The sequence below is a fragment of the Clostridium sp. genome (assembly GCF_030532265.1).
Taxonomy (GTDB): domain Bacteria; phylum Bacillota; class Clostridia; order Clostridiales; family Clostridiaceae; genus Clostridium.
On sequence record NZ_JAUNLM010000006.1, the window covers coordinates 59,562 to 66,414 of the forward strand.

The 6,853-nt window shown below is 27.7% G+C and carries 8 protein-coding genes; all 8 read right to left on the minus strand.

What is annotated here, in order from left to right; translation table 11 throughout:
• Positions 1–24: 24 nt before the first annotated feature.
• Positions 25–894, minus strand: a complete 870-nt coding sequence (locus tag Q4E08_RS02950; RefSeq protein WP_303128147.1) for a methionyl aminopeptidase — start codon at positions 892–894, stop codon at positions 25–27.
• A 101-nt stretch (positions 895–995) separates the two neighbouring features.
• Positions 996–1,142, minus strand: coding sequence for a hypothetical protein (locus tag Q4E08_RS02955; RefSeq protein ID WP_303128150.1), 147 nt, complete (start codon positions 1,140–1,142; stop codon positions 996–998).
• 120 nt (positions 1,143–1,262) lie between these two features.
• Positions 1,263–1,877 (minus strand): HAD family phosphatase, encoded by a 615-nt coding sequence (locus Q4E08_RS02960; RefSeq protein ID WP_303128153.1) that lies wholly within the window; start codon positions 1,875–1,877, stop codon positions 1,263–1,265.
• 121 nt (positions 1,878–1,998) lie between these two features.
• Entirely contained in the window at positions 1,999–2,385 is a 387-nt protein-coding gene (locus Q4E08_RS02965; protein WP_303128154.1) for a hypothetical protein, read from the minus strand.
• A gap of 181 nt (positions 2,386–2,566) precedes the next feature.
• Entirely contained in the window at positions 2,567–3,676 is a 1,110-nt protein-coding gene (locus tag Q4E08_RS02970; RefSeq protein WP_303128156.1) for an ABC transporter ATP-binding protein, read from the minus strand.
• Positions 3,677–3,958: 282 nt separating this feature from the next.
• Entirely contained in the window at positions 3,959–4,822 is an 864-nt protein-coding gene (locus Q4E08_RS02975; RefSeq protein ID WP_303128158.1) for a carbohydrate ABC transporter permease, read from the minus strand.
• Between the two features lie 18 nt (positions 4,823–4,840).
• Positions 4,841–5,752 (minus strand): carbohydrate ABC transporter permease, encoded by a 912-nt coding sequence (locus tag Q4E08_RS02980; RefSeq protein ID WP_303128160.1) that lies wholly within the window; start codon positions 5,750–5,752, stop codon positions 4,841–4,843.
• A gap of 73 nt (positions 5,753–5,825) precedes the next feature.
• The coding region (locus Q4E08_RS02985; RefSeq protein ID WP_303128169.1) for an extracellular solute-binding protein at positions 5,826–6,853 on the minus strand (1,028 nt) is incomplete at its 5' end.

Sequence of the window (6,853 nt, forward strand, 5' to 3'; positions counted from 1 at the left end):
CACCTTTATTTAATATATTTATTTTTAGTGAGCTAATATTTCTATACCATCTTCTGTTACTAAAATCATGTGTTCCCATTGAGCTGATAAAGAACCATCTTCTGTTATTGCAGTCCAATCATTATCAGCATCAACAAAAACTTCATATCTACCTTCATTTATCATTGGTTCTATTGTGAAAGTCATCCCTGGAACTAATACCATTCCTTCTCCTTTTCTACCTACATGAGCTACAAAAGGATCTTCATGGAACTGTAATCCTACTCCATGGCCACCAAATTCTCTAACTACTGAATATCCATTTTTTTCAGCATGCTCTTGTACAGCAGCACCAATATCCCCTAAAAATCCCCATGGTTTAACTGCTTCTATTCCTTTTTGTAAACACTCTTTTGAAACTTCAACTAATCTTTTTGCTTCATCAGATACTTCACCTATCATATACATTCTTGATGCATCTGAAAAATATCCATCTTTTATAGTTGAAACATCTACATTTATTATATCTCCTGATTTTAATATTATATTTTCATCTGGAATTCCATGGCATACTTCTTCATTAATTGATGTACAGACACTCTTTGGGAAACCTCCGTAATTAAGTGGAGCTGGAATAGCTCCTTGGCTTATTGTATAATCATAAACTATTTTATCAATATCAGCTGTGCTCATTCCTTCTTTTATTTTTTCTCCAACTAAATCAAGTATTTCATTGTTTATTTTAGCACTCTTTTTTATTCCCTCTATTTGTTCTTTATTTTTTATAATATCTCTAGGTGGCATTAAAAAACCTTGTCTTTTTAATGCTTCATATTTTTCATCAAATTCAGCATGACATTTTTTATATTTCTTACCGCTACCACACCAGCAATTATCATTTCTATTTATTTTCATTCTTTTACCTCTTTTCTAAATTTAAGTCTTTATTATTATATTATATCCTTTAGTATATTTTTTTTCAAAAACTAAAAAGGATGCTAAATTGCATCCTTTTTCTATTCAAATTCTCTATTATAATTTTGAGTAAAAATTGCTTCTTTATCTAGCTCTAGTTCCTCACAAGCCTGTTCAAAGCTACAACCTCTTTCATCCATATACTTTGCCACATAATTATCAACATTCGGAATTAAATTTACATCCATGAATATTCCCTCCTTTTAATACCTGAAAGTATTTTTCCCCCACAAAATAATTATATTCTAATATAAACTTTTTATTACATTATACAATATTCTTTTGTAAAAATCATCCATTTATGTATTTTATTTTTCATTAATTTTTATCCCATAATTTTTAAATCCTTTAATTAAATTATCATTGTCTTTATATAATATAGTATTAATATTAATTTTCTTTGCTGCATTTATGTTTATTTCCATATCATCAATAAATACGCACTCTTCTCCTTTTAAATTATATTTTTCTAGCAGTTTTTTATAAATTTCAAATTCAGGTTTAAGTAAATTTTCATTAAAAGAAACTATACCTCCATTAAATTCTTCTAAAAAATTATATTTTTGTTTAATTACCTCAAAAGAATTTTTATGAAAATTAGATAAATAATATATGTTATAACCTTCTCTCTTTAATATTTTTATAACCTCCATAGTTTCTTTTATTGGTAATAAAAGCTCATACCAATTTTCAAATGCTTTTCTTATGTCCTGTTCAATAGTAGGATTTCTCTTTATTATTTCATTAATAGCTTCTTCCTCAGTTATAGTTCCTCTATCTAACCTTTCCCATTCTTTGCTTTGAAAGATTTCATTAAACAATATTTTTTCTAAATCTAAATCCATTATTTTTTCTCTCAAATACCTTTTAGGATTATATTCCAATATAACATTTCCTATATCAAAAATAACATTCTTTATCATAAATATCCCCCTTAAAAATTATACTTAAGTTAAGTGTAAAATAATGTTATTATATATTCAACAAAAATTAATCTAGCTAGTATAAATATTTACACTAGCTAGATTAAACATATTATCCCTTTTAACATATTTTCTCCTTAAATTTATAATACCATCTCTTTACCGATGCTCGTTCCCCAATATTTATTCTTTTATATATTATATTTAATGGAAGTACCTTTTGATTATTAACTTCTAAAAATATTGTCTTATTATCATTTTCTTCCCATATACCTCCAATATTTTTACTTATAACTTCTCCAAGATATCCACCAAATACCATTGATAAATCTATAAGTTTATCATTATCAAAATCATTATTTTCATTTGCTTTATGAAAGGCTTCTAATATATCATCTAATAAACTTAAACTATCTTCTGAAAAATCTAGTCTTATGCCTAGTTTATTTTTTGAGAAAATTACGGCTCTAAGAGATGCTTCCTTAAAGATTCTTTCTAATCTTTCCATAATAAACACCTACTCTCTTATAGCATAAAAGGGATACTTTAAAAGACATTTCTTCTTTTTTGTATCCCTTTATACTATTGTATTCATTTTATTTTAAAAGGTTCACCTTAAATTTATTTCTCTAACTAATTAAAACTTATAAAAAGGTGATAACTAGAGCATTTAGTTATCACCTTTTTTATTAAAATATAGTTTTTTCACTTTCTTTATCAAAAATATGAAGCTTATCTAAATCTATTACAAACTTAACATTTCCTTTAGTATTTATATTATCAGCAGTTGCTGTTTTTATTACAATAGCTTTTCCTTCTTCTCCCTTTAAATATAAAAATGTTTCTGCCCCTAAATTTTCTGAAACTTCTATTTCTCCATTAAATATTGATTCTGCAGTTTCTAAATCTTCTTTTTTACAACTCATATTTTCTGGTCTTATTCCAGCTAAAACATCTTTATTTAAATTATTAGTTTCTTTTATTATTTTTGCTTTTTCTTCTGAAAGTTCCACATCAGTTCCTAACATATTTAAATAAACCTTTCCGTTCTTTTCATATGTTTTACCTTTTAATATATTCATTTGAGGACTACCAATAAAACATGCTACAAATAAATTACTTGGATTATCATAAATCTCTTTTGGTGATGCTATTTGCTGTACTAAACCATCTTTCATAACTACTATTCTTGTTCCAAGAGTCATAGCTTCAGTTTGGTCATGAGTTACATATATAAATGTTGTATTTAATTCATTATAAAGCTTAGCTATTTCTGTTCTCATTTGAACTCTAAGCTTAGCATCAAGGTTTGATAAAGGTTCATCCATTAAGAATACTTTTGGATGTCTAACTATTGCTCTTCCCATAGCAACCCTTTGTCTTTGTCCACCTGATAAAGCCTTCGGTTTTCTATCTAAAAGATGTTCTATATCTAAAATTCTTGCTGCATCACGTACCTTTTTATCAATTTCTGCTTTAGGAGTCTTTCTAAGCTTTAATGCAAATGACATATTTTCATAAACTGTCATGTGTGGATATAATGCATAATTTTGGAATACCATTGCAATATCCCTATCCTTTGGAGCAACATCATTAACTACTTTATTATCAATATATAATTCTCCACTTGTTATTTCTTCAAGACCTGCAATCATTCTTAAAGTTGTTGATTTACCACAACCTGATGGTCCAACAAAAACTATAAACTCCCTATCTTCTATTTCTAAATTAAAATTATCAACTGCTTTAAACCCATTTTCATAAACCTTATCAATATTTTTTAATACTAATCCTGACATAAACCTCTCCCCTTAATAAATAAATTTAAATTGTATATTTTTCAATTATAAATTCCATCATTCAACCTATCTTATATAGGATTAATAAAAAATTCTTGGAATATAATAATATCTTTATTTAAACTAATTTTGTCATATAAATAAAATACTCATCCCTCCCCAAATATAACTAATAACAAAATTAATTTCGTAACTTTAATTTAAATAGTATAATTTATCCTCATATAATAAATTTTCTTTTTATAAAAATCTTTTATTTATACTCTTTACACATCTTATACCTTAACCTTTTACAGCTCCAATTGTTATACCTTGAGTAAATGATTTTTGGAACATTATAAATATTATAATCATAGGTATTGATGCAAGTGCTGCTCCAGCCATCATTAAACCATAGTCTGTTGCAAACTCTAATTGCATTGTAGCTATTCCTAAAGGAAGTGTTTGCATATCTTTACTTCTTATTAAAATTAACTGCATAAAATAATCATTCCATGAACTTATAAATGTAAAAATTGCAAGTGCTCCAATACCTGGTTTAACAATTGGAATAACAATATTTTTAAATATTCCAACTTCTGAACATCCATCAATTTTTGATGCTTCTATAAGTTCACTAGGTATAGTTTCACTAAATTGCTTCATTAGAAAAATTCCAAATGGCCATCCTACAGCTGGAAGTATAAGTGACTTATAAGTATCAATCCAATCTAAACTAGTTAATATGTTAAATAAAGGAACCATTATAACTTGTTTTGGAAGAGCCATAGCTATTATTAATAACCAAAATACAATTTGTCTTCCTGGAAATCTTTTTTTAGCAAGAACATAACCAGCTAAAGCTGAAGTTAAGCATACTAAAAATGTTGTTGCAATGGCTATAAAAAAACTATTAAAAGTCCATCTAGCTAATGGCTGTTTTGCAAGGCTTTCCCAGTTTGCAAATGTCGGCTCTAGTGGAAACCATTGTGGTGGTATCGCAATTGCTGCACCTTGATCTTTAAATGCTCCAGTTATAATCCAATAAAATGGAAATATAAAAATTACTGTAAATAAACACAATATTATAAAAGCTACTATATTTTTTGGAGTCCATTGATTTCTCCAATCATATAAAACTTCTTTTTCTTTCTTTTTGCCAAACATAGCTTAAATCACCTCCAACTAATACTCTACATCTGAACCTAAATATTTGTATTGAATTATTGATATTGACATTACTATAACTGCTAAAACTACTCCCATTGATGATGCAAGTCCATATTGACCTAAAGTAAATGATCTTTCATATACTTGATACATAATTGTTGTAGTTGCATAATTAGGTCCTCCTGCTGTTAATAGTTGAATTAATGAGAAACATTGGAATGAATTTATTGTTGTTATTATTACGATATATAATGTTGTTGGTTTTAATAATGGCCATGTTATATTTTTAAAAACTTGACTTGAATTAGCCCCATCTATTTCTGCTGCTTCTAAATAATCCTTAGGTATATTTCCAAGAGATGCCATATATAAAACTATAGGTTGTCCAACAGATAATGTAACTAAAACCATAAGTATTGCCCACTTTGCTATACTTGGATTTCCAAGCCAAACTTGAGGATCTATCCCAAACCAACCTAAAACATAATTTAATATTCCATAATTAGGATGAAAAATCCATCCCCAAACAACAGTTATACTAACAACTGATGCTATGGCTGGTAAATAAAAAACTCCTCTAAAAAAAGATCTTATCTTTGCTGACTTTTTAAATATTGTCATTGAAACAAATAATGAAAAAACTACTACTATAGGAACATTCCCTATAACTAAAACTAAAGTATTCCATAATGATTTTCTAAATATTTCGTCTTTAAATATATTTATATAATTTTCTATTCCTATAAAGGTAGCACTCTTTGGATTATAATCAAAGAAACTCATCACTATTCCACCTATCATAGGAATTATTACAAAACCTATAAAAAATATAGCTGCAGGTAATAAAAAAATATAAGCTGCAATCCATTCTTTTTTTGCTAATTTACTATGCTTAACCTTTTTCTTTTCGATTACTTCAGCACTCACTTAAGAAACCCCCTTGCTTTCACATTTAGTGATAAGGGAGTGTGTTTTCACTCCCTAAAATTAATTATTTTTATTATTTTTTATTAAGAGTTTCATTTGCCTTTTTATTAAACTCTTTTAAAGCTTCTTCAGGTGATTTTTGACCTAAAGTTATTTCTTGAAGTGCTGGGAACCAATGAGTTCTCATTTCAGCAAATCCATTTACAGTATTATAATATTTAGCTGTATAATTTCCCATTGCTTCTGCAAATTTCATTTCTTCATCATCATATAAATTTTTCACAGAATCTCTAACAGAGAAAGTTCCTGTTGCTTTTAAATTCTTTTCTTGCCATTCTTTATCATTACATAAGAAATCTATGAATTTCTTTGAAGCAGCTATTTTATCTTCATCACCATTATCAAATACACATAATCCACCTATAAGTGATTCTAAAGCAAGCTTTCCTTCAGGTGCTGGTATTGGTAATAATATATCATCAAAAGGTTGTGATTTCTTTGATTCATTGCTCTTAACTAATCCAGTTGAAGAAAGAATTGTAATTGCTGCTTTTTGTTGAAGATATAAATCAATTGAATCATTTGAAGCTAATGCTTCTGATCCTTTTGCTATTAATCCTTCATCTATAGCTTTTTTAACCCATTCCATAGATTTTATAGCTTCTTTGCTATCAAAAGTGTATGCAGTTTGATCTTCATTCATAACACTTCCTCCAAAAAGATTTGCAACAAATGCTCTTGTACCTTGATCTCCTGCAGTACTTTTACTAAAGAAAGTTAAAGGTGTTACATCTGGCTTAGCTTTTTTTATAGCTTTTAATGCTTCCTCAAATTCTTCAACATTCCATAATCTATCTTTTTTATTAAGCGGAAGCTTGTCTAATACTCCAGCTTCCTCAAACATTTGCTTATTTGCTGCCATCATAAAGTTTGTAGTATTAAAAGGATACATATAATAAGTATTATCTAGTTTACAACCTTGTAATATTGCTTCTGATACATCTCCATTTAACTCTTTAATCATATCATCTACCGGTGCTAAAGCCCCTATTCTTGCATAATCAATTATTCTTCCAGGTGCATCATATAAAACATCAGGTG

Coding starts and splice junctions, on each gene's coding strand:
- Q4E08_RS02950 (WP_303128147.1), bottom strand. CDS start 894: ATGAAAATAAATAGAAATGATAATTGCTGGTGTGGTAGCGGTAAGAAA.
- Q4E08_RS02955 (WP_303128150.1), bottom strand. CDS start 1,142: ATGGATGTAAATTTAATTCCGAATGTTGATAATTATGTGGCAAAGTAT.
- Q4E08_RS02960 (WP_303128153.1), bottom strand. CDS start 1,877: ATGATAAAGAATGTTATTTTTGATATAGGAAATGTTATATTGGAATAT.
- Q4E08_RS02965 (WP_303128154.1), bottom strand. CDS start 2,385: ATGGAAAGATTAGAAAGAATCTTTAAGGAAGCATCTCTTAGAGCCGTA.
- Q4E08_RS02970 (WP_303128156.1), bottom strand. CDS start 3,676: ATGTCAGGATTAGTATTAAAAAATATTGATAAGGTTTATGAAAATGGG.
- Q4E08_RS02975 (WP_303128158.1), bottom strand. CDS start 4,822: ATGTTTGGCAAAAAGAAAGAAAAAGAAGTTTTATATGATTGGAGAAAT.